Source organism: Pseudomonas endophytica (genome assembly GCF_001411475.1).
GTDB lineage: Bacteria > Pseudomonadota > Gammaproteobacteria > Pseudomonadales > Pseudomonadaceae > Aquipseudomonas > Aquipseudomonas endophytica.
The window spans coordinates 1-23,424 of sequence record NZ_LLWH01000168.1; the positions used below are offsets into that span (position 1 = coordinate 1).

General features: G+C 54.2%; 30 protein-coding genes and 4 tRNA genes. 15 read left to right on the plus strand and 19 right to left on the minus strand.

Annotation, left to right across the window (positions count from 1 at the left end):
• The 8 genes from AQS70_RS12600 to AQS70_RS12635 form a co-directional block, all read right to left on the minus strand.
• The coding region (locus AQS70_RS12600) for a metal ABC transporter permease (RefSeq protein ID WP_187331814.1) at positions 1-539 on the minus strand (539 nt) is incomplete at its 3' end.
• 20 nt (positions 540-559) lie between these two features.
• The gene (locus AQS70_RS12605; RefSeq protein WP_055103108.1) at positions 560-1,315 is read right to left on the minus strand and encodes a metal ABC transporter ATP-binding protein; all 756 of its coding nucleotides are present in this window, start codon (positions 1,313-1,315) and stop codon (positions 560-562) included.
• Positions 1,312-2,256: a metal ABC transporter substrate-binding protein gene (locus AQS70_RS12610; protein ID WP_055103109.1), complete on the minus strand. Its 945-nt coding sequence runs from the start codon at positions 2,254-2,256 to the stop codon at positions 1,312-1,314. Before AQS70_RS12610 ends, AQS70_RS12605 begins: the two co-directional genes overlap by 4 nt.
• Positions 2,257-2,290: 34 nt before the next feature.
• On the minus strand, positions 2,291-2,845 hold the full coding sequence (locus tag AQS70_RS12615; RefSeq protein WP_055103110.1) for a DUF6162 family protein: 555 nt from the start codon (positions 2,843-2,845) through the stop codon (positions 2,291-2,293).
• On the minus strand, positions 2,842-3,180 hold the full coding sequence (locus AQS70_RS12620; RefSeq protein ID WP_055103111.1) for a hypothetical protein: 339 nt from the start codon (positions 3,178-3,180) through the stop codon (positions 2,842-2,844). Before AQS70_RS12620 ends, AQS70_RS12615 begins: the two co-directional genes overlap by 4 nt.
• The gene (locus AQS70_RS12625; RefSeq protein ID WP_055103112.1) at positions 3,177-3,719 is read right to left on the minus strand and encodes a hypothetical protein; all 543 of its coding nucleotides are present in this window, start codon (positions 3,717-3,719) and stop codon (positions 3,177-3,179) included. Before AQS70_RS12625 ends, AQS70_RS12620 begins: the two co-directional genes overlap by 4 nt.
• A complete protein-coding gene (locus AQS70_RS12630; RefSeq protein ID WP_055103113.1) occupies positions 3,716-4,927 on the minus strand; it encodes a PepSY-associated TM helix domain-containing protein in 1,212 nt (403 codons plus the stop codon). The genes AQS70_RS12625 and AQS70_RS12630 overlap by 4 nt, the downstream gene beginning before the upstream one ends.
• Positions 4,928-5,136: 209 nt before the next feature.
• Positions 5,137-6,462, minus strand: coding sequence for an Nramp family divalent metal transporter (locus AQS70_RS12635; RefSeq protein WP_055103114.1), 1,326 nt, complete (start codon positions 6,460-6,462; stop codon positions 5,137-5,139).
• Positions 6,463-6,788: 326 nt separating this feature from the next.
• On the opposite strand from AQS70_RS12635, the gene gltX reads away from it, so the two are divergent.
• The 8 genes from gltX to AQS70_RS24195 all read left to right on the plus strand — a co-directional run bounded on the left by gltX (position 6,789) and on the right by AQS70_RS24195 (position 10,908).
• Complete coding sequence (gltX, locus tag AQS70_RS12640) at positions 6,789-8,270, plus strand: glutamate--tRNA ligase (RefSeq protein ID WP_055103115.1); 1,482 nt, start codon at positions 6,789-6,791, stop codon at positions 8,268-8,270.
• 235 nt (positions 8,271-8,505) lie between these two features.
• Positions 8,506-8,581 (plus strand) — tRNA-Ala (locus AQS70_RS12645).
• 74 nt (positions 8,582-8,655) lie between these two features.
• Positions 8,656-8,731 (plus strand) — tRNA-Glu (locus AQS70_RS12650).
• A 50-nt stretch (positions 8,732-8,781) separates the two neighbouring features.
• Positions 8,782-8,857 (plus strand) — tRNA-Ala (locus AQS70_RS12655).
• 77 nt (positions 8,858-8,934) lie between these two features.
• Positions 8,935-9,010 (plus strand) — tRNA-Glu (locus AQS70_RS12660).
• A 132-nt stretch (positions 9,011-9,142) separates the two neighbouring features.
• Entirely contained in the window at positions 9,143-9,577 is a 435-nt protein-coding gene (locus AQS70_RS12665; protein ID WP_055103116.1) for an acyl-CoA thioesterase, read from the plus strand.
• 63 nt (positions 9,578-9,640) lie between these two features.
• The gene (locus AQS70_RS12670) at positions 9,641-10,600 is read left to right on the plus strand and encodes a tRNA dihydrouridine synthase (RefSeq protein ID WP_055103117.1); all 960 of its coding nucleotides are present in this window, start codon (positions 9,641-9,643) and stop codon (positions 10,598-10,600) included.
• A gap of 179 nt (positions 10,601-10,779) precedes the next feature.
• Complete coding sequence (locus AQS70_RS24195; RefSeq protein ID WP_277620589.1) at positions 10,780-10,908, plus strand: hypothetical protein; 129 nt, start codon at positions 10,780-10,782, stop codon at positions 10,906-10,908.
• A 59-nt stretch (positions 10,909-10,967) separates the two neighbouring features.
• Here AQS70_RS24195 and pbpG read toward each other — a convergent pair whose 3' ends face one another.
• The 3 genes from pbpG to AQS70_RS12685 form a co-directional block, all read right to left on the minus strand.
• On the minus strand, positions 10,968-11,906 hold the full coding sequence (pbpG, locus tag AQS70_RS12675; protein WP_055103118.1) for a D-alanyl-D-alanine endopeptidase: 939 nt from the start codon (positions 11,904-11,906) through the stop codon (positions 10,968-10,970).
• A 343-nt stretch (positions 11,907-12,249) separates the two neighbouring features.
• On the minus strand, positions 12,250-12,459 hold the full coding sequence (locus AQS70_RS12680) for a helix-turn-helix domain-containing protein (RefSeq protein ID WP_055103119.1): 210 nt from the start codon (positions 12,457-12,459) through the stop codon (positions 12,250-12,252).
• A gap of 9 nt (positions 12,460-12,468) precedes the next feature.
• Positions 12,469-12,951 (minus strand): DUF2975 domain-containing protein, encoded by a 483-nt coding sequence (locus AQS70_RS12685; RefSeq protein ID WP_241492835.1) that lies wholly within the window; start codon positions 12,949-12,951, stop codon positions 12,469-12,471.
• Positions 12,952-13,235: 284 nt separating this feature from the next.
• Between AQS70_RS12685 and AQS70_RS12690 the strand changes: the two genes are divergently transcribed.
• On the plus strand, positions 13,236-14,177 hold the full coding sequence (locus tag AQS70_RS12690) for a class I SAM-dependent methyltransferase (protein WP_055103121.1): 942 nt from the start codon (positions 13,236-13,238) through the stop codon (positions 14,175-14,177).
• Between the two features lie 163 nt (positions 14,178-14,340).
• Here the strand turns inward: AQS70_RS12690 and AQS70_RS12695 are convergent, their stop codons facing one another.
• On the minus strand, positions 14,341-14,859 hold the full coding sequence (locus AQS70_RS12695) for a Dps family protein (RefSeq protein ID WP_055103122.1): 519 nt from the start codon (positions 14,857-14,859) through the stop codon (positions 14,341-14,343).
• Positions 14,860-15,065: 206 nt separating this feature from the next.
• On the opposite strand from AQS70_RS12695, the gene AQS70_RS12700 reads away from it, so the two are divergent.
• Positions 15,066-15,761, plus strand: coding sequence for an AzlC family ABC transporter permease (locus AQS70_RS12700; protein ID WP_055103123.1), 696 nt, complete (start codon positions 15,066-15,068; stop codon positions 15,759-15,761).
• Complete coding sequence (locus AQS70_RS12705; RefSeq protein WP_055103124.1) at positions 15,758-16,072, plus strand: AzlD domain-containing protein; 315 nt, start codon at positions 15,758-15,760, stop codon at positions 16,070-16,072. The genes AQS70_RS12700 and AQS70_RS12705 overlap by 4 nt, the downstream gene beginning before the upstream one ends.
• Here the strand turns inward: AQS70_RS12705 and AQS70_RS24070 are convergent.
• The 3 genes from AQS70_RS24070 to AQS70_RS12715 all read right to left on the minus strand — a co-directional run bounded on the left by AQS70_RS24070 (position 16,020) and on the right by AQS70_RS12715 (position 17,060).
• Positions 16,020-16,214, minus strand: coding sequence for a hypothetical protein (locus tag AQS70_RS24070; protein WP_082428100.1), 195 nt, complete (start codon positions 16,212-16,214; stop codon positions 16,020-16,022). The two genes, AQS70_RS12705 and AQS70_RS24070, sit on opposite strands and share 53 nt — an antisense overlap.
• A gap of 112 nt (positions 16,215-16,326) precedes the next feature.
• Positions 16,327-16,521, minus strand: a complete 195-nt coding sequence (locus tag AQS70_RS12710) for a hypothetical protein (protein WP_055103125.1) — start codon at positions 16,519-16,521, stop codon at positions 16,327-16,329.
• Between the two features lie 173 nt (positions 16,522-16,694).
• Positions 16,695-17,060 (minus strand): hypothetical protein, encoded by a 366-nt coding sequence (locus tag AQS70_RS12715; protein WP_055103126.1) that lies wholly within the window; start codon positions 17,058-17,060, stop codon positions 16,695-16,697.
• A 225-nt stretch (positions 17,061-17,285) separates the two neighbouring features.
• Between AQS70_RS12715 and AQS70_RS12720 the strand changes: the two genes are divergently transcribed.
• On the plus strand, positions 17,286-18,104 hold the full coding sequence (locus tag AQS70_RS12720) for a shikimate 5-dehydrogenase (protein ID WP_055103127.1): 819 nt from the start codon (positions 17,286-17,288) through the stop codon (positions 18,102-18,104).
• Between the two features lie 39 nt (positions 18,105-18,143).
• On the opposite strand, the gene AQS70_RS12725 is transcribed toward AQS70_RS12720, so the two are convergent.
• Entirely contained in the window at positions 18,144-18,791 is a 648-nt protein-coding gene (locus tag AQS70_RS12725; RefSeq protein ID WP_055103128.1) for a YceH family protein, read from the minus strand.
• A 130-nt stretch (positions 18,792-18,921) separates the two neighbouring features.
• Between AQS70_RS12725 and AQS70_RS12730 the strand changes: the two genes are divergently transcribed.
• Positions 18,922-19,431 carry a DUF1993 domain-containing protein gene (locus AQS70_RS12730; RefSeq protein ID WP_055103129.1) on the plus strand — a complete coding sequence of 170 codons (510 nt, stop codon included), beginning with the start codon at positions 18,922-18,924 and terminating at the stop codon, positions 19,429-19,431.
• Between the two features lie 77 nt (positions 19,432-19,508).
• Here AQS70_RS12730 and sstT read toward each other — a convergent pair whose 3' ends face one another.
• Positions 19,509-20,729 (minus strand): serine/threonine transporter SstT, encoded by a 1,221-nt coding sequence (gene sstT / locus AQS70_RS12735; protein ID WP_055103130.1) that lies wholly within the window; start codon positions 20,727-20,729, stop codon positions 19,509-19,511.
• 263 nt (positions 20,730-20,992) lie between these two features.
• Entirely contained in the window at positions 20,993-21,898 is a 906-nt protein-coding gene (nhaR, locus tag AQS70_RS12740; protein ID WP_055103131.1) for a transcriptional activator NhaR, read from the minus strand.
• A 135-nt stretch (positions 21,899-22,033) separates the two neighbouring features.
• Between nhaR and AQS70_RS12745 the strand changes: the two genes are divergently transcribed.
• On the plus strand, positions 22,034-22,276 hold the full coding sequence (locus AQS70_RS12745) for a hypothetical protein (protein WP_055103132.1): 243 nt from the start codon (positions 22,034-22,036) through the stop codon (positions 22,274-22,276).
• 29 nt (positions 22,277-22,305) lie between these two features.
• Positions 22,306-23,061, plus strand: coding sequence for a TerC family protein (locus AQS70_RS12750; protein ID WP_055103133.1), 756 nt, complete (start codon positions 22,306-22,308; stop codon positions 23,059-23,061).
• 63 nt (positions 23,062-23,124) lie between these two features.
• Here the strand turns inward: AQS70_RS12750 and AQS70_RS23870 are convergent, their stop codons facing one another.
• Complete coding sequence (locus AQS70_RS23870; RefSeq protein ID WP_164488187.1) at positions 23,125-23,292, minus strand: hypothetical protein; 168 nt, start codon at positions 23,290-23,292, stop codon at positions 23,125-23,127.
• Positions 23,293-23,424 lie beyond the last annotated feature (132 nt).

Below are 23,424 nucleotides of genomic sequence, written 5' to 3' on the forward strand. Positions count from 1 at the left end.
ACGGCGGCCAATTGCGGGTTGAAGCTGGCCAGCATGATGCGGTTGTACAGCGGCAGACTCAGCCCCAGCACCAGCGCACCGACTATCGCCAGCACTAGCAGGTCGTTGCCGTTGACGGTCAGCACTGAGCCGAACAATACGTTCTCAAGAATGTGCACGTTGATCTTGCCTGCCAGAATCAGCAGCAGGCTGGCGCCTAAGGCCAATGACACTGAAAGGAATACGCCGATCAGTGTGTCGGGCGCCAAGCCGGTACGATTGCGCAGGTAATTGAGCAAGATGCCAAATAGCAGGCAGTAGCCGAACAAGCTGCCATAAGGCCCGGTGTAGGGTTCGCCGAGCAAGATGCCAATGGCGACGCCGGTCAGGGCCGCATGGCCCACCGCTTCGGAAAAGAACGCGAAACGCTTGACTACCACCAAGGTCCCAAGCCCGCCCAGCACGGGGCCTATCAGTAAACCTGCGAGCAACGCATTGACCACAAAGCCGTAGGCCAGCACTTCAGGCAAGTACCCGGCCGAGGCCCAGCCCTGAATCATTAAACGGAAGGCTTCATAGGTCACGAAACGGCGCTCCCAGTGGGTTTGGGATGAGTTGAAAACAGGCTTAGCAAGCGTTCCGGGCTCAGAGTTTGCTGAGGCGGGCCATCGAACAAAATCTGACGATTGAGCCCGGTGACGTGATCGGCCAGACGTTTGACCGCAGCCAAGTCGTGCTCGATCCACACCACAGTGACCCCGGACTGCTGCCAATCATTAAGCAGCCGCTCAAATACCTGTGCTCCGGCTTCATCTAGTGCAGACATTGGCTCATCCAGCACCAGCAGTTGGGGTGCCGGAATCAACCCTTGAGCCAGTAGCACGCGCTGACGCTCACCCCCAGACAACGCACCCATGCGGCGTTTGCGTTTGTGTTGCATGCCCACGCGCTCTAGCGCGTCGCCAATGGCTGGAGCGATCTTTTTGGACAACCCCAAAAAGGCCGGGCGCCGCTGACACATGGCGGCCATAAAATCGTCCACCGTCATCGGTAAACCTCGGTCGAACTCCAGCGCTTGGGGCACATAGCCGATCAAGCCAGGCTCAGCCGCCCAGCTCAGGCGTAACTCGCCTTGGTGGGGCATTTGCCCGAGTAGGGTTTTGATCAGTGAGCTTTTACCGCCGCCATTGGGACCCACCAACGCATGCACGCTGCCGGCTCGAATGTTGAAGCTGACGTTATCCAAAATAGGCGTGCGACCTAGGGTCAGGGACACACGGTCAAAGGTGACTTCAGGGCCGCAGGGTTTTACCGCTAGGTGTTCCGCCGCCGTCATGCCCCAGACTCCTGAATCGCCTTGACCACCGTGTTGAGGTTGTTGGTCATCTCTTTTTCGTACTTGTCGGCAGTGTATTCGCCATACGAAATGTGCGACAGCGGGTACAGCTTGACGCCGGATTCACGCTGAATGGTGTCAACGTAAGTCGATGGGAAGTCCATCTCAGAGAAGATCACCTTTACGTCCAAATCGCGCAGTTGGTCGATGGTTTTTTTCAACTGGCTAGGGCTGGGTTCGATGCCGTGTGCGGGCTCAACCACGGCGGTCACCTCAAGGCCAAACTCGCGCAATAAATAGTCATAAGCGGCGTGCACGGTGGCTACACGCAAATCTGCATTGGGGGCTTGGGTCAATTTGGCTAAGGCATCGGCGCGCATCTGACGCAGACGCTTGCCGTAGGCGCGAGCATTGGCGGTGTAGGTTTTGGCGTTGGCCGGGTCCAGTTTGCCCAGCTCACGGGCGATATTGTTGACCTGTGCAATCGAGGCGCTGATCGACAAGAAAGTATGCGGGTTGACCACTTTACCGGCGCCACGTGCCGCCGTACCGGTTGCAGCCAGCAGCGGTACGTTTTGATTGGCCTCGATGACCGCAACGTCAGGTTTTTCACTGGCTTCGATCATCTTGTCGGCGAAGTCATCATGCCCAACGCCATTGAGCACGATCACATCCAACGTGCCGATGCGCTTAATGTCCTCAGCTCGCGGCTCGTAGGCATGGGGGTTGAAGCCGGCGGGAATCAACGGCACCACTTCGGCTTTGTCGCCGACAATGTTTTTCACGTAGCTGTAATAAGGGTGCAGGGTGATCCCAATGCGCAGCGGCTTGGCCAGCGGCGCGGGAGAGGGGGTGTCTGCGTGGGTCAGAGGTGCAAGGCAGAGGGCGAGGAGGCCAGCTAGCAACAGTGAGCGACGTCGTAAAACAGATGAAATGGACATGGCGAGCAGTCTTCTCTCAGGTGAAACGGTGGGTTCAGTGCCGATGCTGGCGAGTCACCCCGGCATCGAATTGTGCGATCACTTGCTTCCAGCCGTTTTGGCTTAAGGCGTCATCGCTGAAGTCGGTGGGGGCACTGACGTGACTGTTGCGGTTGAGCCACACATTGGGTTGCTCGCTGATGCGCATCAAAAACGAGCCCGCCACTTGAGGGTCAGGGCTTACCCCCAAGTAAGCCTGCTCAGCCAACAACTGCCAGGCATGATTGCCACGGCTCACTGAGCTTGCATCGCTGGCAAAGGGCGCGAAGCCTTCTTCGGCGAGCTCTTCAGGCTGCGGCAGGGCATTGCTTTCTTCGCGCAGCAGATTGATTTCATCCAGCGTGACCCGCAGGTCGGTATAAATGCCTTGCTCGGCGGCGTTTAAATCGAGCCGAGCATCCAGTTGATGGGCCGCCACGCTGGCTGTTTCATTGGATTCATAACGCCAAGCCACAACCGAACCAGCCACACACAGAATTAGCAGGCACAACAGCAGCACATAGAGGGTTTCATGCCCGGCACCGGCCGGACGCACGACGTGAGTATTCATTCGATATCGGCTTGGTCAATTTCAACAATGTGACCGGGGCCTGCGTCAAACAGCACATAGAACTCGGCGTCCGGACGTTTGAAAGTTAGGGTTGAGTCCTTGTCCAGTTTGCCGGGCACCAGAATGGTTTCGTCGTAGCCGATCACATCCAGCGTAACCCCCGGTGCGCCGCTGCCATCGGAAAACCCGCCTGTGCAGCGGATCTGTTCGCCTTCAATGGCCTTGCATTCGCACATCGGGTTATGCGCCAGTGCCTGGCCACAGAACCCCAGTAATGCAAAAAAACCTGCTGCGATGACACGGTGCTTCGGGTGTTTAAACAGGTGCGAACTCATCGTTTGCCTCCTTGTTGAGCCAGCCAAGCGAGGGTTGCCGGTGAAGCCTCGCTCAGGGGAATAGATGCCTGATGCATGGAGCCGTCCCACCCTTCAAGGGTGATCCACAGCTCAGCATCTGCTTTGGTGCGCTCGGGGATTGGTAGCGTGGCCCCCATGCGATAGGGAGTGCCGAAAAAAATCGCCCCGGCGGCGCGCAAGCTGCGTGGCTTACCGATACGCAAATAAGCGGCTTTGACTTGGTCGGCACAAGTGTCGCAGAGCGCTGCGCTAAAACTTTTCATATAGCCAGCTGGTCCGTCTGGGCGCGGAGCTTCGTTGCGCAGCTCCGCCAGTTTCAAGCTCCACGGGCCCACTTGCACAGTGCCGATCTCGCGCTCGCCCAAACCGCTGTCGCCACGAAACAGTGAGGCGTCAGCAAAGTATTTAGGCATGAAGCCCAAGGGCACCAGCAACAGCAAAATGTTGATGTGAAAGCGCCATTTGAGCCACCAACGTCCTAGTGCGCTCGAGGGCGGTAAAGCCGCTGCCTTACTCATACATTCGCCTCCTCGGGTAAAGCATTACGGGCCGTGACGGTCTGGGTATTGACGGGCACTCGAGCGGGCTTATTGCTGCGCTTAAAGGCGTTGGCTGTGGCCAGTGCAGTGCGTTTGGTCCAGATCAACAAGCCGCTCAACACCATCATGCTCAGCACTAAGCCGAAGAAAAACCAAATCAGCTTGACCCACAGCCCACCAAAATCACCGGTGTGCAGCGGCCGCATAGATTCGGTCACCAGCTCCAGACCTGAGCGGTCGGCAATCATTCGCGAACCTTCAATCGCGCCGTTGTAGGGGTTGATGTCAGCGGTTTGGAACAGCAGCGGATACCAGCCCGGGCCACCGACTTCGATATGCCCATAGGCATTACTTGGCAGGCTGACAAAGCTCGCTTCAAGCCCCGGTATTTTTTCAGCAGCAATGCTGATCGCTTGATCGAGGCTGATCTGCGGTGCGGGTGTGCCGTCCGGCATGATCGGGACATCTTGGCGCGCCACGACCGGAGGATTACCCGCCGTCGAAATCGAAATCTGGTTATCGAACATAAACGCTTGAATAAGAAACCACAGGCCGGTAATCGAAATCACCGCGATAAACCAGATCGACCACACCCCGCACAGTCGATGGAAATCGCCCCAAAAAATCCGCGCGCCGTGTTTAAAGCGAAGATTGGGTTTGAAGAAGCCTTTCCAGAATTTCTTGTAGACCACCAGTCCGGTAATCAACGAACCCAGCAATGGCAGGCCGAGAAATGAAACCAAATACCAGCCCCAGCTATAGCCGTTGGTAAACGGCACCAGCCACCAACCGTGCAGGGCGCGGGTGAATTGCTGGAAGTTAAAGCTTGGGCTTTCGCCTTGAATAGCGCCGGTATACGGATTGATATACAGCGTAGGCGAGCGGCCATCTGGGTAAACCACACGGGCGAGCAACGCAAAATGGGACTCATCCGGGCGGCTGATTGACTGCACGGCCAGCGCCGGTTCGGCCTTGTGAATGGCTGTCAGCGCTTGCTCATAGGTGAGCAACGGGGCGTCATCCGACGGTTGCGTGGCACGAGCCTCAGGCGTGGCTAGCCACACAATCTCTTGGCTGACCACGGCCAGCGTGCCAGTGACGCAAACAATTAATACAAAGAACCAGATCGGCAGCGTTAACCAGCTGTGGACCAGGAACCAGGCCTTGGAACGGGATTTTTTGGACATGGGAAACGGCAGACTCACGGCTGAGCAGGTGTGTGATCGCAAATGATAATGCGATTGCTATCCATGTAGGACGTTTGAGAAGGACAAAACCTGAAGGGAGAGTTGTAAAAAAATGTTTCTTGAAGTGATTTCCCCATAAGAGTGAGCCTCTTTGCCTACTTTGCGAGGCTCTACTCAAATGCTTACTCTTTCTTCAATTGGCAAGGTGATTAATCACCAAACCCAATCTGTGCAATCAACCACACATTAGCGCCGCTGATCACAGCAAACAGGAACCACGCCAGTAGCCGTGTAGGCAGGCGATTGGCGAAGTGGCCCATGAGTGCTGGGTCGCTTGTCATGCGGATCAACGGGTAAAGCGCAAACGGCAATTGTAGGCTTAGCACCACTTGGCTGAGGATAAGCAGTTTGCCCACCGCGTTATCGCCCATTAGCCACACGCCGAGAAACGCCGGGATTAATGCCAGCCCGCGAGTAATCAGGCGCCGCTGCCAGCACGGGATTCGCAGGTCCAAGTAGCCTTCCATGATCACTTGGCCAGCAATGGTGCCGGTGAACGTTGAGCTTTGCCCCGATGCCAGCAATGCCACACCAAACAGCACGCTGGCCATCGCGCCGCCGACCAGTGGGTCGAGCATGCGGTAGGCGTCTTGAATCTCGATCACATCTGTGTGGCCGGTCTGGTGGAAGGCAGCAGCAGCGAGTATCAAAATCGCTGCGTTGACCAGCAAGGCTAGGGCCAGTGAGCCGATGGTGTCGATGCGTGACAGGCGCACCGCGTCCAGTTTGCTGGCGTAGTCGGTGCCGGTCAGGCGGGTTTGTACGATGGAGGTGTGCAGGTACAGGTTATGCGGCATAACCGTAGCGCCAATGATGCCGATGGCAATGTACAGCGGAGCTGCATCACTGATGGCTGAAAGTGACGGTTTAAAGCCCTCGAAGACGCCAGGCCAGTAAGGTTTGATCAGCACCAGTTCAACAAAAAAACAGGCGGCAATGGTCATCACCAAGGCCAGCATAATGGCTTCTAGGCGGCGAAAGCCTCTGCCTTGCAGAGCTAGAATCAACAGGGTGTCGAAGGCGGTGAGGGCGATGCCGGTGGTCAACGAACAGCCCAGCAGTAAGTGGAAGGCCAGCGCACACCCAAGCACTTCAGCGAGGTCGGTGGCGATGATCGAAATTTCAGCCAGTAACCATTGCACGCGCGCCGAACGTTTGCTGTAGCGCTCGCGACAGAGTTGCGCCAGATCACGCCCGGTGGCGATGCCCAAGCGGGAACACAAGCACTGCACGGCCATCCCGGCCAAGCTGGCTAAAAGCACCACGAACAGTAAGCTGTAACCGTAGCGCGATCCGGCTTCGATGGCAGTGGCCCAATTGCCGGGGTCCATGTAGCCAATGCTGATGAGCAGGCCGGGGCCAGCAAAGCGCAATGCGCGTTTCCAGAACGGCGCACTGGCGTCCACGGGGACGCTGCCGCTGACTTCGGGAGGGCAGAAGGGCGCAGTGGCGATTTTCGGCAGGCTGAATTTCAAGCGAGGGGCTCCGGGTGGGGCGCAGATTGTCGGCTACTCTTGCATCGTGGCTAAAACCGCGTCGGACGATTGACTGCCTTTCTAGGGACTCTTCGCCATCAACCTAGATGGGCTTCAGGGTGTCTTTCAACAGAGGGCAAGAATGAGGCGAGATTAACACCTCTGCTTTGGGCTTTTCCCTGTATCCACTTGATACAAGCGCTCTATATCAAGTTTTTTCATCTGCGCGTCGACGGTTCCAGCTTTGTCTGCCCGCTGTGCTGGAGCCAAACCGGGTCGGCCTGTTAACATTCGCCCTTTGTTTTATCTTCACTTCGAGATCACTCATGACCACCGTTCGCACGCGCATCGCGCCTTCACCTACTGGCGACCCCCACGTCGGCACCGCTTACATTGCTTTGTTCAACTACTGCTTTGCAAAGCAGCATGGCGGCGAATTCATCCTGCGCATCGAAGACACTGACCAATTGCGTTCGACCCGTGAGTCCGAACAGCAAATTTTCGACGCGCTGCGCTGGTTGGGGATTACTTGGAGCGAAGGTCCTGACGTTGGCGGGCCGCACGGGCCGTACCGTCAAAGCGAACGTAGCGAGATCTACAAGCAGTACACCCAGCAACTGGTCGACAAGGGTTATGCGTTTCCGTGCTTCTGCACGGCACAAGAACTGGACCAGATGCGCGCCGAACAAATGGCCAGAGGCGAAACCCCGCGTTACGACGGCCGTGCGTTGTTGCTGTCCAAAGAAGAAGTCGAGTCGCGCTTGGCCGCTGGCGAACCGCACGTTATCCGCATGAAAGTGCCAACCGAGGGTGTGTGTGTCGTGCCTGACATGCTGCGCGGTGACGTTGAGATCCCATGGGATCGCATGGACATGCAGGTTTTGATGAAGGCCGACGGCCTGCCCACCTACTTTTTGGCCAACGTGGTCGATGACCATTTGATGGGCATTACCCACGTTCTGCGTGGCGAAGAGTGGCTACCCTCAGCGCCAAAACTGATTCTGCTCTACGAATACTTTGGCTGGGAACAGCCGCAGCTGTGCTACATGCCGCTGTTGCGTAACCCAGACAAGAGCAAGTTGTCCAAACGCAAAAACCCGACTTCGGTGACGTTCTACGAGCGTATGGGCTTTATGCCTGAAGCCATGCTCAACTACTTGGGCCGCATGGGCTGGTCGATGCCGGACGAGCGCGAGAAGTTTTCGCTGCAAGAAATGGTCGATAACTTTGACCTGTCTCGCGTGTCTCTGGGCGGGCCGATTTTCGATATTGAGAAACTCTCGTGGCTCAATGGTCAATGGCTGCGTGATCTGCCGTTGGAGGAGTTTGCGAGCCGTGTCCAGCACTGGGCATTGAACCCTGACTACATGATGAAGATTGCGCCGCTGGTACAGGGCCGAGTTGAAACCTTTAGCCAGATCGCGCCTTTGGCTGGGTTCTTCTTCGCGGGTGGCGTACAGCCGGATGCCAAACTGTTTGAACACAAAAAGCTCTCCAACGAGCAAGTGCGTCAGATGATGCAATTGATTTTGTGGAAGCTCGAAAGCCTGCGTCAGTGGGAAAAAGACCCGATTACCGCGTGCATTCAGGCAGTAGTTGATGCACTGGAACTGAAGCTGCGCGACGCCATGCCGCTGATGTTCGCCTCTATCACCGGGCAGGCGAGTTCGGTATCGGTGCTCGATGCTATGGAGATTCTGGGGCCGGACCTGACGCGCTTCCGTTTGCGTCAAGCGCTTGACCTGCTTGGCGGTGTGTCGAAGAAAGAAAACAAAGAGTGGGAAAAGCTGTTTAGCGCAATCAGCTGATTTTGTAGCCGCTGACGAAGGCTGTGATAGAGCAGGGTCGCTGCACGGCCCATCGCAGCCTGCGCCAGCAACTACAGATTTGGCGCGCCGTAACCCGCCTTTTCGGGGTTTTAAGGGTAAGTGGTTGTTCTCTCGACAAATTTCTTAAGAAAATTTTGAAAATAAGTTTGACAGCCTACTGAACCAGTCTTAATATGCGCCCCGTCCACACAGCAACACGTAACACTGACTGTTTGGGGCTATAGCTCAGCTGGGAGAGCGCTTGCATGGCATGCAAGAGGTCAACGGTTCGATCCCGTTTAGCTCCACCAAATTCAAGTTCAATGCTTGGCCACACCGGCATTGAATAGATCAGCACTCAGCGCTGATCAACTAGAAGGTTTATGTCCCCTTCGTCTAGTGGCCTAGGACACCGCCCTTTCACGGCGGTAACAGGGGTTCGAGTCCCCTAGGGGACGCCAGTTTCACAGAAGTAACATGCCAATGTTGCTCCGCCGCCAGGCGATAAATCGGGGCTATAGCTCAGCTGGGAGAGCGCTTGCATGGCATGCAAGAGGTCAACGGTTCGATCCCGTTTAGCTCCACCAATTTACAGTTCAATGTCGGGCCACACTGGCATTGAATCGACCAGTACTCAGTACTGATCACTGTTAGAAGGGTTTGTGTCCCCTTCGTCTAGTGGCCTAGGACACCGCCCTTTCACGGCGGTAACAGGGGTTCGAGTCCCCTAGGGGACGCCACGATTACCCGCTCTGCGGGATTTTTAAGGGTCATTCATTTATTGAATGACCCTTTTGTTTTTTTAGCGTTTAGTGGTGGTTTCGGGTTGTAGGCTTCAAGCTTGAAGCTTTCAACTGCTACGGAGACAGCTCATGACTTGGGATCTAGAGGCGCCGTTTATCATTGATCTGCAGGTGCAGGCCGCAGATATAGACGGTTTCGGGCATGCCAATAACGCAGCCTATGTGGTTTGGCTGGAGCGCTGCGCCTGGCGGCATTCGCAACGTCTTGGGTTGGATCTCGCCGAATACCGCCGCCTTGACCGCGCAATGGCTGTGGCGCGTCATGAAATCGACTACTTGGCCAGCGCTTATGAAGGTGACGAGTTGCAACTCGCGACTTGGATTGTCGATTGTGACAAGCGGTTGCGCATGACGCGGCACTTTCAATTAATTCGATCAAGTGATGGCACGACGTTATTACGTGCGCAAACCACCTTTGTCTGTATCGAGCTTTCGTCGGGCAAACCCAAGCGTCTGCCCCCTGAGTTTCTGCAAGGCTACGGCCCGGCCATTGTGACGGTCTGATCAAGATACCGATTGGCCCTATAACCCCGTAAACTGCCGCACGTTTCTTGATGAGAGTCACCCATGCAAATTGCTTTGGCACCGATGGAGGGGTTGGTCGACAACATCCTGCGTGATGTTCTGACCCGTACCGGTGGTATTGATTGGTGTGTGACCGAGTTTATCCGGGTCACAGAGCGCATCTTGCCCGAAGCGTACTTCCATAAATTCGCACCAGAACTTAAGCATGGCGCTCAAACACGCTCGGGCGTACCGCTGCGTGTGCAACTGTTGGGCTCTGATCCGGCGTGCCTGGCTGATAATGCGGCGTTAGCCTGTGAGCTAGGCTCCGGGGTGATTGACCTCAACTTTGGCTGCCCAGCCAAAACGGTGAATAAATCCCGTGGCGGTGCGGTGTTGCTCAAAGAGCCTGAGCTGTTGCATGCGATTTTGCTGCAAGTAAGGCGCACGGTGCCTGCGCATATCCCGGTCACGGCCAAGATGCGTCTGGGGTTCGATACGCCGGACAGCGCCAACGAATGTGCGATTGCGCTGGCAGAGGGTGGTGCGAGTCAAATCGTGGTTCATGCACGCACTAAAATGGACGGCTATAAGCCACCTGCACATTGGGAGTACATCGCCCAAGTGCAAGAGGTTGTGAAAGTGCCGGTATTTGCCAATGGTGACATTTGGTCCGTTGAGGATTGGCGCCGTTGCCGCGAAATCAGCGGTGCCGAAGACATCATGTTGGGTCGGGGGTTGGTGTCGCGTCCGGACTTGGCTCGGCAAATCGCCGCTGCCCGTGCGGGTGAGGAAGTGGCTGAAATGACGTGGGCAGATTTACAGCCGATGATTCGCGATTTTTGGGCTCAGGCCCAAGCGCAACTGACGCCGCGCTCTGCGCCAGGGCGGCTCAAGCAATGGCTGGCCATGCTAACGCGCAATTATCCCGAAGCAGTGCTGTTATTCAATGCGATGCGCCGCGAGACAGACTGTGAAAAGGTCGGACATCTGGTTAATAACCCGCTCTCAGACGCTGCTTGAAGCATCCTGCAAACTGATCTGAGTGAGTGCCGGAACCCCGTCTTTAAGGCGGGGTTCTTGTTTGCCAGAGAAAATGCCCTGTCGATCTGCAAGCACGTGTTTCTATCGCTCAAGAGCACGTAAAGCTCCAGCTAGTCTGTAAAGACTTGCCCTCATCAGGGCACTCACTGGAGTTTTAAATGAAAAACAAACGCGCACGTGATTCAGAAACAGGACTGTTTATTCCGTTGGCCGAGGCTAAGCGTCGGCCAAAAGAGACCACCGTCGAAACCATCAAGAAAACCCCCAAATCGACACCCAAGCGTTAAATAGCTGCGCGCAGGCACGTGTTGCTGATCGGGCGTGCCTGCGATGGTCTTAGGGTGTATTACTCGGCTACATGGGCCGTTTTAGGTTGGTGCTGTTGCAGGTTTTTATCTGCTTTGTAGCGTAAAGCTACGTCTGGGACGCTGCTGGTTTTACCGGTTTCAACCCAATTACGAATACGCCCTGCATCAGCAAAATGAGTGTATTTACCAAACGCATCGAGAATGACCAATGACACTGGGTTATTGCCCATTTCAGTGACCAAAACTAGGCAGTGTCCTGCTTGATTGGTAAAGCCGGTTTTGGTGATCTTGATATTCCATTTGTCTTTTTTAACCAGATGGTCGGTGTTATGGAAACCCAAGGTGTAGGTGGGTTTGCGGAATGTCACCGACTTTTCTTTAGTCGTGCTCAACTGGCTGAGCATCGGATAGTGGCGCGTAGCCGCCAGCAATTTGCTCAGGTCGCGAGCGGTTGAAACGTTGCGAGGTGACAGGCCGGTAGGTTCAACGTAATGCGTTTTCATCATGCCCAAGCTTTTGGCTTTGGCGTTCATAGCCGCAATAAACGCCACGTAACCGCCTGGGTAATGATGAGCCAAACTGGCGGCGGCACGGTTTTCTGAAGACATTAAAGTAATCAACATCATTTCGCGACGCGACAGTTCGCTACCGAGCTTGACTCGCGAAAACACGCCTTTCATTTCGGGGGTGTCGCTAATGTTGACTGAGATGTACTCGTCCATTGACTGCTTTGCGTCCAGAACGACCATGGCAGTCATCAGTTTTGAAACTGACGCGATGGGTACGACCACGTCCGGGTTGCTGGCGTAAATGACTTTATTGGTTTTTAGGTCGACCAGTAGGGCGCTGCCAGAGGCAATATGCAGCTTAGAGATATCCCGCGGGGGCAAAGTGCCTTCAGCTGCTGCGGCAAATGAAGGAACGGTTGTGCCTGTAATAACTAAAAATAGGCTCAAAATCGAAAGATGAATTTTCACGCAGATTGACTCAAAGGGGCTTAGGGGTTTTGGCTGTAATCGTTCAAATAAATATAACGTTACATTTTCTGAGTATGGATTAATAACGATAGAAATGTCTGATTTTGCAGCGAGTTAGCAAAGAAATTTCACACAGAAGATGAGATCCCTATTTATTAGATTTCAGGTGTGGGTTGGCTGGCATAGCGACTGCTGAGGCATACACCGCGCGAGCCTATCAGCGCAATGCTGTTAATTGGCTGAACAGGCACGGGGCAGGTTGTGACAAGGCTTGGAAACGCAAACGCCCTTGAGTTGATCGGCTCAAGGGCGCAATGGATATTTTGTTAGGGTCTGGAGCGGCTTAAGGCTCCGCTTGATAGTGCAGCAGATCACCCGGCTGACAATCCAGTGCGACACAGATTGCTTCCAGAGTCGCCAACCTGATGCCTTTGACTTTTCCTTGCTTAAGTAAAGAGAGGTTTTGCTCGGTAATTCCGATCATTTGCGCTAGATCCTTGGACTTCATCTTGCGCGTAGCCAGCATGACGTCCAGTTTTATTGCTATCGGCATCTTGCCCTCTTAAACAAACGTCTCGTTCTCTCGTGCCAGCGAGCAGGCTTTAGCCAAGCTATGAGCGATGATCATAAGAGAAGCAGAGAGAAATAAAGCAACAATATGTGACGGATCAAAATTTATCGTCAATAGGCGCTCACCTACGGGCCGGGTAAAAGTGATCCATAAACTCATAAGAGGGGTTAGCAATAGACTGGCTAAGACCCATAGCAACACGCTTTTACCTACTTTACCCAGCAGCACAGCAGACTCTGACGAGAAGTACTCCCCTTTGCTGTAAGCCAGAAAAAGGCTGCGCAGGGCCAGCAAGCCTTTTGCAAGTATCAATAATGGGATGCTGGATAACACGATCCCTCCGGCTGCTTGCCACCAGGGCATGAGCAGGATGTCTGTCTGAAGTGTTTGGGTCAGGGCGCTCAGGCTAAACCCGCCCACGAAAGCGCCTATGGTGTTTGGGAAAACCCAGTAAGCGATATTGGTGAGTAACATGCTGGCCACCAGTACCAATGTGGCCGTTGCCAAAACCCTACTGCGGTTAGCCAAGAGATCTGTTGTCATCGAACAATCCTTTTTGAGTGGTAGGCATCGTTTTAAGTGTCCGGACGCTGAGCAGTTCTTCCGGGCAGATTCACGTAGCTAGCATCGTAATTCGATAATAAATGATTGTAAAACGATAATTTCTGGGCTGGTTTTTAACCGCGCACTTTTGTCTCGGCTGCTGACTGAGCGCAATGATGTAAAATGCCGGCCCTTGAAATTGACCGGCCAGCCTGATGACCCCTGAAGCGTTAACCCTTTTGCAACTGCACTTAATTCAAGCTCTAGAGGCTGCGCCCAGTGAGACACGGCGTATTTTTCACGGGCGTGGCCGTTGTTGGCCGGGGCTTGAGCAGTTAACAGTCGACTGGCTGCAAGGTGTAGTGCTGGTCTCGCTGTTTAAAGAAACCGAGCCAGCGCAGCTTGAAGCCTTGAAGCAGATGCTGCTGACGCTCGTAAAGTCGCCTGTATGGCAGGCCAGCGGGGGGCATACGTTGGTCATGCAGCATCGCTATACGTTGCAAAGTGATACTGAATGGCTATGGGGCGAGCCGATTGATGAGTGGACGCTCACTGAGGGCGGCTTGAAGTACCGAGTAGACTTGGGCCGTAAGCAGAATAACGGTCTGTTTCTAGACATGCGCTATGGTCGCAATTGGGTGCGCGAGCATGCTGAGGGTAAGCGGGTACTCAACCTATTTGCCTACACCTGTGGCTTTTCAGTTGCGGCCATTGAAGGTGGTGCCCAGCACGTGGTGAACCTAGATATGTCACGCGCCGCCCTGAGCCGTGGTCGGGACAATCACCGGCTAAATGAACATGACACCAGCAAAGTGAGCTTTTTAGGGCATGAGTTATTCAAGTCGTGGGGTAAGGTCAAAAGTCTTGGTCCGTACGATATGGTCATCATTGACCCGCCTTCTTTCCAGAAGGGTAGCTTCCTGCTGACCAAGGATTACCAGCGTGTGTTGCGTCGCTTGCCGGAGTTACTGACCGACAACGGCACGGTACTGGCGTGCATGAATGACCCGTCACTGGGGTCCGAGTTTCTGATCAATGGCGTGATGGCTGAAGCGCCGAGTCTGCGTTTTGAACGGCGTTTGGACAATCCGCCAGAATTCCCGGACGCGGATCCTGAATGCGGCTTAAAGGCGCTGGTCTTCACGCAGGGCGTGTAACAGGCAAAAAAAAGCCCGCTGGGGTGGCGGGCTAAGGGTTCATTGAATGAGCGCGTGCACTATACAAGTGGCAAGCTGAACAAAGCATGAAACAAAATTTATCGGTCTTTAGCCGCTGCCGCAGGTTGCGTAGCGGCTCTGAAAGGCCGCGGCTACAGGTGTGTTAGCGAGTACGCGACGACTCGAACAAGAACCAAACGCGGCGTTCAGCTTCGTCGATCCAGTTTTCCAGCAGGCTGGTGGTGGCCACATCACCCGACTCAGAACACAGTTCGTGGGTTGCGCGCATGTAGGCAGCCAGTTGAATGTTGTCTTCACGCAGTTCGGCGAGCATGTCTTCTGGGGTCACGAAATCGGCATCGTTATCCAGTAGGCGCTGGAGATTTTTGATATGCCCGATCGAGCGAATCGTAGTGCGCCCTAGTTTACGTACACGTTCGGCAATGGCATCGGTGGTCGCAAAAATCTCATCGGACTGCTCATCCAGCAGCAGATGGAAGTCACGAAAGTGCGGGCCGGACATGTGCCAGTGGAAGTTCTTGGTTTTCATGTAAATGGCGAAGGTATCGGCCAGCAGAGCATTCACCTCTGCTGCAATGTTGATACGTGCTTCTTCGCTCAGCGCCGAAGGTGTCCGCAGATCGGCCTTTCTGCTTTCCTTGGCGGATTTCAGGTCTTTCATGGTCGTTCCTCGTGTTGGCTGTGAATAGGCTTAAACGAATCAATAGTGGGGCTGACTAAAGACCACGTTCAGTGGTTAGTCAAACCCTGCAAGCGGCTCACTAAAGGTGGCTAAACGTTACGACCGAGCGAAAAGCAAGATTGTTCAAGACATTTCACGATCAAATTGCGACTCTTTGTCGCTGGTTATTGTCGGGATAATTTTTAATGCCTACTACGCTTCCTCGTGTTGCTTTCATTCGTGGTGCGATTGCTTGTCTGCCACTGACTTTGGCGTGCGCGCCTTGGGGATTACTGGCGGGTTCGACTGCAATTGATGCGCAGTTGACACCGATGCAGGCCCAAGGGCTTTCGTTGTTTGTGTTTGCCGGGGCTGCCCAGTTGGTGGCGATTGGCATGATCAAAGGTGGCGCCAGTGCTTTATCCATTTTGGTCACCACCTTGCTGCTGACTTCACAGCATTTGTTGTACGCAATGCACCTAAGGCCACTGGTTTCGCCCATGCAGGCGAAGTGGCGCATAGGCCTTGGTTTTGTCCTGACCGATGAGTTTTTTGCGTTGGTAAGCCCGTTTGACCAAAAGACCTTCAACCGCTGGTATGCGCTGGGTGTTGGCCTGTGCATGTACGTGGGCTGGAACCTGTTTACTTGCATCGGGGTACTGGTGGGCAGAAGCATTCCAGGGCTGGATCAACTGGGGCTGGAGTTCTCGATTGCTGCGACGTTTATTGCTCTGATCACGCCTATTGTGCGCAATGGGCCCACCGTTGTGTGCGTGGTCATCTCGCTATTGAGCGTTGTGTTATTCAGTTATTGGCAATGGGAGTCGGCGATTGTGCTGGCGGGGTTGGCGGGTATGACCGCCGGGTATCTTTGCAAGCGACTGGGAGCGTACTTGGCATGACCATATGGCTGATTATTGGTGGGATGACGCTGATTCTGTTTTTCAACCGCTACCTGTTTTTAGAGCCTCGCTTGCCGATCCGCTTGAATCGCGGCGTGCGAGAGTTTCTCGGGTTCGCGGTGCCGGGCATGTTGACTGCGATTTGTGGGCCGATCATTTTTATCAAAGATCACACCCTCAACTTGAGCCCTGGCAACCCGTACCTATTGGCTGGGGTATGTGCCGTAGGGCTGATGCTCTGGTCCCGTAATGTGTTACTTAGTGTCGCACTAAGTGTGGCGCTGTTTTATCTGTTTCGTTGGTGGCTTTGAGTTGCGCAGCGGCGCGTGAAGTGAATGGGCCGCTGACGGGAACACCGTCAATAACCACGTACCAGCAAGCGAGCAAGCCGCCCGTGCGAAGTGGCTCGGGCACTGCGCTGCCGATGACAGACATAATATGAGCTTTGGGCATATCAACCTCCTGCATGCAATTAATGCAGGCACTTTAAGGCTTAAGCTTATACGTAAAAAATCATTACGCTTGATAGTCGCCATTGATGCCAATGGGGCTATTGATGCATAGCCTAATCGACCACGAGATCAAGCATATGCATCACTTGCTGATCGCTCAGTAAACCTTGGCTGACCAAGTGTTGAGCCAACAAAGAAACCAGTTTGGCAGTTCGATGGCCTTCGAGCTGTTTTAGCTCGGTCAAGGTGTTGTAAACCTTGCTGGAAGTGCACAAGCCTAAAGTGCGATGCGGGTTTTGTGTCGGCATAAAGGTCTTCCTTATTTTTATAGTCTGCGAATTGTTCCAGCGATTACGTCGTAAACATAAGCATTTTTGGTGCCATAGTTTCATCTAGCATTGTTTCCAGCCAATGACATTCGTAATGTCAATTCAAACCTAGCGGCAACTGAGCAAGCTTGCCGCATAGGCGTGGATAACGATTACCAGCGAGGAGGGCCGTAATAACCCCGAGGAGGGCCGTAGTACGCCGGGTGTGGGCGGCCGTAATAGGCCGGTGCATAAACCGGCTGAGGTTGCACGTACACTGGCTGCGCTTGGTAGTACACCGGTTGTGGCTGTACATACACCGGTTGTGGCTGTACATACACCGGTTGTGGCTGCACGTAAACGGGGCGTTGTTCGTAAATCGGGTGTTGCTGGCTGGCAACAATCGAACCAACAACCGTAGCGCCGACCACTGCACCAAATAGCGCTGGGCCAGCACCCCAACCACCGCCATGAGCGGATGCTTGGCTAGCGACAGCCAAGGCGCCGATCAGCAAAGCAACTTTGGGGAAGGTACGCATTTTGACGATTCCTCTGGTTTCAACCCACTTCTTAGCCTGCACCAGGCCCTGTGAAATAGCGGGGATAGCATTAAGACCTTATTCCCAGAAAAAATTGCAAAATGTATCGGTAAAGTTTATGTAAGGTCTTTGTGAGCGCTGATTCGTTTCAGTGATCCCGTCAGGCGAATGCCTGCACCATTTTTGGCGGCTTGAGTCGCCTGTCTGAAAGGCTAGGAGATGCAGATGCAAATGAATCCGAATAAAGATACCCGTCTGTGCATATCGCTGTCTGGCAGACCCGGGAATTTCGGACTGCGTTTCCATAATCATCTGTATGGTCAGTTAGACCTTAACTATTACTACAAGGCTTTCGCCGCTCAGGATCTAGCGGGTGCAGTAGGCGGAATACGGGCTTTAGGCATTCGCGGCTGCGGTGTATCAATGCCTTTCAAGGAGGCGTGCATCGCTCTGGTGGATGAAATGGATCCTTCGGCGCAAGCGATTCAGTCGATCAACACTATCGTCAACACAGACGGACATCTAAAAGCTTACAACACCGATTACATCGCCATTGCTCAGTTGTTGCGTGACAACAACATCGCCAAGGACACAACCTTTGCCTTGCGTGGCAGCGGCGGTATGGCTAAGGCCGTGGCTTCAGCCTTGCGCGATGGGGGTTATCGTAATGGCTTGATCGTAGCTCGCAATCAAGCTTCGGGCTCAGCGCTTGCCGAGAGCTGTGGTTACTCGTGGCAAGCAGAGTTGGGTCAGCACAGGCCGCACATGCTGATTAACGTCACCCCGGTTGGCATGACGGGTGGGGCTGAGGCAAATGATCTGGCGTTTACTGAAGACGCTATTGATCACGCCGATATTCTGTTTGATGTGGTTGCGATCCCTTCAGAAACGCCTTTGATCGTGCGCGGCCGTGAGCAAGGCAAACAGGTCATTACCGGCCTTGATGTCATTGCCATTCAGGCTTTGGAGCAGTTTGTGCTGTACACCGGTGTTCGGCCAACGCTTGAGCAGTTCGAGGCTGCGGTAGCGTTCGCACGCAGTTGAGTGAGGTGTCGGACGAGGCGCAGCGTCCGACACAGCTTTTTACTCGAGTTCTGCCAGACGCGCTTCGAGTGCGGCAATGCGAGCTTCGAGTGCTTCAAAGCGCTCCAGTGATACGCCTGAGTGGCTGCTGCTGCGTTCGGTAGGTTGCTGGCGGGCAGCGAGAATGGCCTCAATGTCTGCCGGGTCGCCCAGCGCATGGGTATAACGATCTTCACGTTGGCCTGGCTGGCGTGGGATAAGCAGCGCTAAATCACGAGCAATTAACCGTTCGAGCTGATGCTGTACTTGCTCCGTATCTTCAAAGTCATGCATACGGCTGCTACGTGTCAGTAACTCGCTAAGGGTTTGTGGGCCGCGCAAAAATAGCAAGCCCAGCAGTACAACCTGTGCAGGTACTAGCTCAAGCGCTTTATCAGCTTTATGCTCCCAGCGATCAGCGCGGCTGCCCATCACCAGTCGAGTAAAACCGCGACCCTCAAGAGCGCGAAGGCCTTGCCCAACTTGACCTTGGGTAAGGCTCATTACCGGCTCGCGGCTGGTCTTCTGATTGCAGGCTAATACCAGTGCGTTGAGGGTCAGTGGGTAAGTTTCGGGGTGAGTGGCTTGTTTCTCAATCAAGGAACCGAGGATGCGGATTTCGGTGCTGTTTAGCCGAGGTCCGGTGTCGGTATCGTGTTCAGTGCTCATCACGCTTTCCTTGTGCGTTGAAAAGCCTAGCCTAGGTCTATCTCTTGCAAAAAGACAAGCCGCTTTGTACGCATCGTATGCCTATAATCGCCGCACATTTAGTTCCCGCCCACAGACTGTCGAGACATTCATGACTATCTCTCTGTACGCTGCTTCCGTTCCTGTATTCAAACAAATGCTTAACGCCCTGAGCGGTGTTTTGAGCAAAGCTGAAGCTCACGCCGCAGCCAAGAACATTGATCCAAGCGTGTTCTTGCAAGCACGCTTGGCCCCAGACATGTTCCCGCTGGTGCGTCAGGTGCAAATCGCCGTAGATTTCAGCAAAGGTGTGTCGGGTCGCTTGGCAGAAATTGAGTTGCCTAAGTACGACGACAGCGAAGTGACATTTGCAGACCTGCAAACATTAATCAGCAAGGTCCTGACGTTTATTGATGGCATCAAGCCCGAGCAAATCGACGGCAAAGAAGGGATCGAAATCATCACCCGCCAAGGCACGCCAAAAGAAAAGCGCTTTACCGGCCAGTCTTACCTGCTGACTTATGGCCTGCCGCAGTTCTTTTTCCACGTGACGACCGCCTACGCGATCCTTCGCCACAACGGCGTTGAAGTCGGTAAGCGCGACTACATGGGTGCGTTCTAAAGGTTTAATGGTCTGCGCTGAGTAGCGCACAACGTTACAACTCAGGAGCGTCAGTGGCGCTCCTGAGTGTGCAGATCTTAAGCGTGGTCTTCTTTGGCCAAGCAGGCTGCCGCGGTGAACAACACGTCCGTTGACGAGTTAAGTGCGGTTTCAGCCGAATCCTGCAGGATGCCGATGATGAATCCTACGGCCACGACCTGCATCGCAATTTCGCTCGGGATACCGAACAGGCTGCACGCCAACGGAATCAATAGCAGCGACCCGCCTGCCACACCCGAGGCGCCACAAGCGCATATCGCTGCCATCACGCTTAGCAAGATAGCGGTCGGCACATCCACCTCAATTCCCAGTGTATGCACGGCAGCTAAGGTCAAAACGGTAATGGTGATCGCTGCGCCCGCCATATTGATGGTTGCGCCCAGAGGGATGGACACCGAGTAAGTGTCTTCATGCAGGCCCAAGCGCTCGCTCAATGCCATATTGACCGGGATGTTGGCCGCGGAGCTGCGGGTGAAAAACGCGGTAATGCCGCTTTCGCGCAAGCACATAAAGACCAGCGGGTACGGATTACGGCGCAACTTCCAGAACACGATCAGTGGGTTGACCACCAAGGCCACGAACAGCATGCAACCTATCAGCACAGTGAGCAGGTGCAAGTAGCCCAGCAGCGCGCCAAAGCCTGAGGTCGCAAGCGTAGAAGCGACAAGACCGAAGATCCCTAGGGGAGCAAAGCGAATGACCACGCGCACGATTAAGGTGACGCCGTTGGACAAATCGCTGAGTACGGTGCGGGTAGTTTCGCCTGCATGGCGAATAGCTATACCCATGCCAATAGCCCACGCCAGGACGCCAATGAAGTTAGCGTTCATGAGCGCACTGACCGGGTTGTCGACCACGCTCAACAGCAAGCTTTGCAATACCTCGCTGATGCCGCCAGGCGCGGACACGGCGATATTTTCAGTGACCAGTACCAAGTTGGACGGGAACAACATGCTGGCAATAACTGCCACCACGGCCGCCGCAAAGGTGCCGAACAAATACAACACGAGGATCGGTCGGATGTGAGTTTCCTGCCCGTGCTTGTGGTTGGCAATCGAGGCCATCACCAGGACAAACACCAGAATCGGTGCAACGGCTTTCAAAGCGCTGACGAACACTTTGCCGATGAAGGCCACTGAAAGTGCCGCAGCAGGCGCCAGCCAGGCCAGTAAAATACCGGCAATCAGACCGATGACAATTTGGGTCACCAGGCTGGTGCGTTTGAGCGTTTGCAGCAGGGTAGGAGGAGCGTCAGTCATGTGTGTGTCTCTAGTTGTTGTGGATGGCGCATTCAAACCCTAGCCGACTCAGCATAGGCTCGCAGGCACCCTATGCCCGCAGATGCACTTAATTAGCTTGAGTTAAGCAGAGAGGAGGATCGCGTTTAATTGTGCGTGCTGAGCACGTCTATTTAACTAAGACTTGAACGGGGCCGGACTTTACCATACCCAAGCGGGTGCTTTCCCGTGTCGATCCTATTGGCGGTCTTGCTAATGACCATCACGCCGCAACTTGCCAGCGCCTAATCCCGGGTTTCTGTAAACAATTCACGTCGCGCGCCTTCGGTAATCGCAACGATCCCGGGGTGACGGATCTTGCGTTCGACGGTGATGGCGTAGAACGATTCGGTGACCGCCTCAGTTTGGCCGATGAGCTCAACGTCAAATTGGCGCATGACTTCGTTGGCGATTACGCTGGGTGCGATAAAAACGCCAATTCCAGACTGGCCGAATGCCTGCATGAGGGCGCTGTCATCGAACTCACCGACAATTCTTGGTTGGATTTTCAGCTCTGCCAGCCAACGCAACAAGCGCGTGCGGATCACCGTTCCCGGCCCTGGGATCAGCAGTGGCGCACCTTGCAGGCACTGTGGAAAGTTTTCCGCATACTCCAAGGCCAGGCCCGAGGTCGCAAAAAAACTGATACCGCATTCGCCAAGCTTTTGACTTAGGCCTTTAATGTCTAAATGGGTAGGCATTGGGCTGTCGGAGATCACCAAGTCCAAGCGTTGGATAGCCAAGTCAGCCAAAAGCCGATCCAATTTGTCCTCGCGGCAGGTGATGCGTATGGGTTTATCGAGCACCATGGTGGGTGCGATCAAGCGGTACACAATCGACTTGGGCACCACATCGGCAACGCCTACTCTAAAGAGAAGTTGCTGCTCGTTCGGCGCCATGCGCAGCATACTTTCCAGTTCGCCGCCGACTTGGAAGATCTGTTCGGCATAGGGTAAAACTTGACGTCCGGTTTCTGTCAGCTCCAATTGGCGTCCGACTCGGCGAAACAACGCTAGGCCATAGGTGTCTTCCAGTAGGCTGATTTGCCCGCTGATGGTTTGAGCGGTGAGGTTTAATTGTTCGCAGGCGCGCACAATGCTGCCAGTCTTGGCAACGACCCAAAAGTAATGGAGCTGGCGATAATTGAGCATAGATTCACAATAGTTCGTAAAAACCGAAGTATAACGCTTAAAAAAACGAATTTTTCTGAAGTGTTTGGCTCTCTAAAATCGCGCGTTATCCGCAGGCCACAGTTTTGGTGGCAGGTTTTAAGAAGGTAAATCACCATGAATTTTCAAAACACAGCTTACGCAGCGTTGTTGGCATCCAGCCTGTTGCTAATCGGCGGATGTGATCAAGCTGAAAAAGCAGCGCAACAAATGATCAGCAAAACGGCTGAGGCTGCCAAACAGGCCATTGATGACACGCATAAAGCGGCTGAGCAGGCACTCAATGAAGCCACCGGAGGGCGCTTGATTGAACAAGAGCAGCCGGAGAAAGAGCGTAAAGAGTCGTCGCACACTATTTAAATTGTCTTACTGAGAGTCAGAACGCACCTATGGAATACCTTTTAGAACTGGCGGCCAGCCCTACGGCCTGGATTGCTCTGGCCACCTTGATTGTGATGGAGGTTGTGCTTGGGATCGACAACCTGATCTTTATCTCGATTCTGACCAATAAGCTGCCAGAGCAATTTCGTACCCGAGCTCGACGCATCGGTATTGGTTTAGCGCTGATTCTGCGTCTGGGTTTGCTGAGTACCATCGCCTACATCGTGCAACTGACCACGCCGGTGTTTGAAGTGTTAGGGCAGGCGTTCTCTTGGAAGGACATGATTTTGATCGCGGGTGGCTTGTTCCTAGTGTGGAAAGCGACCAGCGAAATTCATCACAACATGAGCCTCCAAGCTGAGGAAAAGACCAACAGTGTGGCGTCCAAAGTGACCGTTGGCTTTGCTGCTGCTATCGGTCAGATCCTGATGTTGGACCTGGTATTTTCCATCGACAGTATCGTCACGGCTGTGGGTATGACTGAGCATTTGCCGATCATGGTCATTGCTGTAGTGGTTGCGGTGCTGGTGATGCTGTTGGCTTCTGAGCCTCTGGCCAAGTTCATCAATGAGAACCCAACGGTGGTGATGTTGGCGTTGGCGTTCTTGATCATGATCGGTATGACCTTGATCGCTGAAGGTTTCGGCGCTCATGTGCCTAAAGGCTATGTGTATGCGGCCATGGCGTTCTCAGCCACGGTTGAAACACTGAACATCCTCGCGCGTCGAGCGCGGGAGAAGCGCGAATCTGCAGTGGTTAAATAACCCTAGGTTCACGCTCAAAACCGTCCATCGCTAACGTGATGGGCGGTTTTTTTTGCCAGCGCTTTAGTGGGCGCTGGCAGTATTGGCCGGGGTGCGGTCTGGTTTGTTTTGCGGTTTTGGCTGAGGTTGCGGGGAGTGATGGCGGCTGATGCGCATCAGACCCCAAAGCATTGCGGCGGCGACAGCTAACCAGCCTGTGATCAGCAAGATGATGGTCAATGTCGGGCTCATACGTGCCTCCTTTGCCCACAACGGGCATAAACACTGTATAGATGACAGTCTAGCGTGGGCAGTGTTTCAGTCTATTGACCAAAGGTCGTGGTGCATCAATTGATTGGCTCTATGCCTGCGCTTTGACTGTAC

Bases quoted from the DNA above. Each gene is read 5' to 3' on its own strand.
- AQS70_RS12605 (WP_055103108.1), bottom strand. From the start codon at position 1,315: ATGACGGCGGCGGAACACCTAGCGGTAAAACCCTGCGGCCCTGAAGTC.
- AQS70_RS12610 (WP_055103109.1), bottom strand. From the start codon at position 2,256: ATGTCCATTTCATCTGTTTTACGACGTCGCTCACTGTTGCTAGCTGGC.
- AQS70_RS12615 (WP_055103110.1), bottom strand. From the start codon at position 2,845: ATGAATACTCACGTCGTGCGTCCGGCCGGTGCCGGGCATGAAACCCTC.
- AQS70_RS12620 (WP_055103111.1), bottom strand. From the start codon at position 3,180: ATGAGTTCGCACCTGTTTAAACACCCGAAGCACCGTGTCATCGCAGCA.
- AQS70_RS12625 (WP_055103112.1), bottom strand. From the start codon at position 3,719: ATGAGTAAGGCAGCGGCTTTACCGCCCTCGAGCGCACTAGGACGTTGG.
- AQS70_RS12630 (WP_055103113.1), bottom strand. From the start codon at position 4,927: ATGTCCAAAAAATCCCGTTCCAAGGCCTGGTTCCTGGTCCACAGCTGG.
- gltX (WP_055103115.1), top strand. From the start codon at position 6,789: ATGACCACCGTTCGCACGCGCATCGCGCCTTCACCTACTGGCGACCCC.
- AQS70_RS12665 (WP_055103116.1), top strand. From the start codon at position 9,143: ATGACTTGGGATCTAGAGGCGCCGTTTATCATTGATCTGCAGGTGCAG.
- AQS70_RS12670 (WP_055103117.1), top strand. From the start codon at position 9,641: ATGCAAATTGCTTTGGCACCGATGGAGGGGTTGGTCGACAACATCCTG.
- AQS70_RS24195 (WP_277620589.1), top strand. From the start codon at position 10,780: ATGAAAAACAAACGCGCACGTGATTCAGAAACAGGACTGTTTATTCCG.
- AQS70_RS12680 (WP_055103119.1), bottom strand. From the start codon at position 12,459: ATGCCGATAGCAATAAAACTGGACGTCATGCTGGCTACGCGCAAGATG.
- AQS70_RS12685 (WP_241492835.1), bottom strand. From the start codon at position 12,951: ATGTTACTCACCAATATCGCTTACTGGGTTTTCCCAAACACCATAGGC.
- AQS70_RS12690 (WP_055103121.1), top strand. From the start codon at position 13,236: ATGACCCCTGAAGCGTTAACCCTTTTGCAACTGCACTTAATTCAAGCT.
- AQS70_RS12695 (WP_055103122.1), bottom strand. From the start codon at position 14,859: ATGAAAGACCTGAAATCCGCCAAGGAAAGCAGAAAGGCCGATCTGCGG.
- AQS70_RS12700 (WP_055103123.1), top strand. From the start codon at position 15,066: ATGCCTACTACGCTTCCTCGTGTTGCTTTCATTCGTGGTGCGATTGCT.
- AQS70_RS12705 (WP_055103124.1), top strand. From the start codon at position 15,758: ATGACCATATGGCTGATTATTGGTGGGATGACGCTGATTCTGTTTTTC.
- AQS70_RS24070 (WP_082428100.1), bottom strand. From the start codon at position 16,214: ATGCCCAAAGCTCATATTATGTCTGTCATCGGCAGCGCAGTGCCCGAG.
- AQS70_RS12710 (WP_055103125.1), bottom strand. From the start codon at position 16,521: ATGCCGACACAAAACCCGCATCGCACTTTAGGCTTGTGCACTTCCAGC.
- AQS70_RS12715 (WP_055103126.1), bottom strand. From the start codon at position 17,060: ATGCGTACCTTCCCCAAAGTTGCTTTGCTGATCGGCGCCTTGGCTGTC.
- AQS70_RS12720 (WP_055103127.1), top strand. From the start codon at position 17,286: ATGCAAATGAATCCGAATAAAGATACCCGTCTGTGCATATCGCTGTCT.
- AQS70_RS12725 (WP_055103128.1), bottom strand. From the start codon at position 18,791: ATGAGCACTGAACACGATACCGACACCGGACCTCGGCTAAACAGCACC.
- AQS70_RS12730 (WP_055103129.1), top strand. From the start codon at position 18,922: ATGACTATCTCTCTGTACGCTGCTTCCGTTCCTGTATTCAAACAAATG.
- sstT (WP_055103130.1), bottom strand. From the start codon at position 20,729: ATGACTGACGCTCCTCCTACCCTGCTGCAAACGCTCAAACGCACCAGC.
- nhaR (WP_055103131.1), bottom strand. From the start codon at position 21,898: ATGCTCAATTATCGCCAGCTCCATTACTTTTGGGTCGTTGCCAAGACT.
- AQS70_RS12745 (WP_055103132.1), top strand. From the start codon at position 22,034: ATGAATTTTCAAAACACAGCTTACGCAGCGTTGTTGGCATCCAGCCTG.
- AQS70_RS12750 (WP_055103133.1), top strand. From the start codon at position 22,306: ATGGAATACCTTTTAGAACTGGCGGCCAGCCCTACGGCCTGGATTGCT.
- AQS70_RS23870 (WP_164488187.1), bottom strand. From the start codon at position 23,292: ATGAGCCCGACATTGACCATCATCTTGCTGATCACAGGCTGGTTAGCT.